Source organism: Sphingobium sp. LB126 (genome assembly GCF_002795205.1).
Lineage (GTDB): Bacteria > Pseudomonadota > Alphaproteobacteria > Sphingomonadales > Sphingomonadaceae > Sphingobium > Sphingobium chungbukense.
This window is the reverse complement of record NZ_NETV01000010.1, coordinates 1-2,296: the sequence shown is the minus strand read 5'-3', so window position 1 is coordinate 2,296 and position 2,296 is coordinate 1. Positions and strand designations below refer to the sequence as shown.

The following is a 2,296-nucleotide window of genomic DNA, read 5'->3' as shown; positions in this document are numbered from 1 at the left end:
GCGCTTGCCCCGCCCGTGAACACCTCGAACCGCTGCGCGCCCCTGCTCACAGGATCATCACCCGAGATTATCATAGTAGCAGCGCACTCCCGCCCGATCAGGGCGCGAAGACTCGGCGCTGCGCTTCAGGCACGCAAGGTGGGGATGGGACAGCGCTTACGGTGATCGACGCGATCCTGGCGGCGGATGGGACCGCGCCGGTGAAGCAGCGGCATACCGCCAAGCGGATCTTCGAGCGGCTCCGCGACGAGCATGGCTTTGCAGGCGGCTACACGGTGGTGAAGGATTATGTCCGGATCAGCCGAGCCCGCGGGCGCGAGACGTTCGTGCCACTGGCCCACCCACCGGGCCATGCGCAGGTCGATTTTGGCGAAGCGGTCGGGGTGATCGGCGGGGTGCGGCAGAAGATCCACTTCTTCTGTATCGACCTGCCGCAGTCGGACGCCTGCTTCGTGAAGGCGTTCCCGCGCGAGACCACCGAGGCATTCCTCGACGGGCACGTGTCGGCGTTCGCCTTCTTCGGCGGAGTGCCGCTATCGATCCTGTACGACAACACCAAGATCGCGGTGGCGAAGATCTGCGGCGACGGGAAGCGCGAGCGGACGCGGGCCTTCACCGAACTGGTCAGCCATTACCTGTTCCGAGACCGCTTCGGCCGTCCGGGCAAGGGCAACGACAAAGGCAAGGTCGAGGGACTGGTGAAGTTTGCCCGGCGCTGCTTCATGACGCCGGTCCCTGACGCGGCGAGCTTCGATGCCTTCAACGCCGAACTGGAGCATCGCTGCCGCGCGCGCCAGGCCGAGCGTGCCGGCCGGCACACCGCGACCATCGGTGAGCGCCTGGTGGCCGATCTGGCAGCGCTGCGCCCATTGCCGGCGGTGCCGCTGGAACCGTGCGAGAAGCGGGCAGCGCGTGTCTCCTCGACGGCGCTGGTGCGCTACCGGACCAACGACTACTCGGTGCCGACGGCCTATGGGTTCCAGGACGTCGTGGTGAAGGGCTTCGTCGATGAGGTCGTGATCCTGTGCGGTGGGCAGGAGATCGCCCGGCATCCCCGCTGCTACGCCGAAGGTGCGTTCATCGCCGAGCCGCTCCACTATCTCGCCCTCATCGAGACCAAGCCGGGGGCGCTCGACCAGGCGGCTGCGTTGCAGGGCTGGCGCCTGCCTGAGGTGTTCCAGCATCTGCGGCATCTGTTGGAGGCCAGGATGGGCAATCGCGGCAAGCGCGAGTTCATCCAGGTCCTGCGGCTGCTGGAGGCCTTGCCGCTCGATATCGTCACCGCTGCGGTGACCCAGGCGATCCAGATCGGCGCGCCCGGCTTCGACGCAGTCAAGCTGATCGCGCTGGCGCGCATCGAGCGGCGGCCCGCCCGGCTCGATCTGGCGGCCTATCCGCATCTGCCCAGAACCGCGGTGAAGACGACGTCGGCGGCCGACTATGCGGTGCTGGCGGCATGACCCGGGCTGATGACCCGATGCCCACGGGCACGATGAGCACGGCGCCGCAGGTGCTGCTCGCCCATCACCTCAAGCAGCTGAAGCTGCCGACGGTGCTGCGCGAGTATGACAAGGTCGCCCGCGAGTGCGCCCGCGATGGTGTCGATCACCCGCGCTACCTGCTCCGGCTGATCGAACTGGAGCTGATCGACCGCGAACGGCGCACGGTCGAGCGACGCATCCGGGCCGCCCGGTTCCCGGCGGTGAAGAGCTTCGACACGTTCGACTTCGCCGCCATCCCCAGCCTCAACAAGCCGCTGGTGCTCGAGCTGGCCCGCTGCGAGTACATCCTGCGCCGCGAGAACGTCATCGCACTTGGCAACAGCGGCACCGGCAAGACCCATGCCGCGCTCGCGCTGGGCCTGGCGGCCTGCCAGAAGGGGTTCACGGTCGCGTTCACCACCGCCGCCGCACTGGTCAACCAACTCATGGAGGCGCGCGACGAGCGCCGGCTGCTCAAGCTCCAGCGCGAGCTTGCCGCGGTCAAGCTGCTGATCGTCGATGAGCTGGGCTATGTGCCGCTGACGGCGACCGGCGCCGAACTGCTGTTCGAGGTCTTCTCGCAGCGCTACGAGCGCGGCTCGACCATCGTCACGTCCAACCTGCCCTTCGAGGACTGGACACAGGTCCTGGGCTCCGAACGGCTCACCGGCGCGCTGCTCGACCGGCTGACCCACCACGTCAGTATTCTGACCATGAACGGCGACAGCTACCGGCTGAAGCAGTCCGCCGGCCGCCGCCGATCCGCCGCCAGGGCGGAGCAATACCCGGCCAGCGACACCATCGACCCGGACACC

Annotated in this window: 2 protein-coding genes; both read left to right on the top strand. The window is 67.9% G+C overall.

The annotated features are described in order from the left end of the window. The first annotated feature begins 32 nt into the window (after window positions 1-32). Window positions 33-1,460 (top strand): IS21 family transposase, encoded by a 1,428-nt coding sequence (gene istA, locus CAF53_RS26885; protein WP_100240137.1) that lies wholly within the window; start codon window positions 33-35, stop codon window positions 1,458-1,460. Between the two features lie 17 nt (window positions 1,461-1,477). Further along, window positions 1,478-2,296 (top strand): IS21-like element helper ATPase IstB (gene istB / locus CAF53_RS26880; RefSeq protein WP_277949244.1); only part of this gene is annotated, 819 nt, incomplete at its 3' end.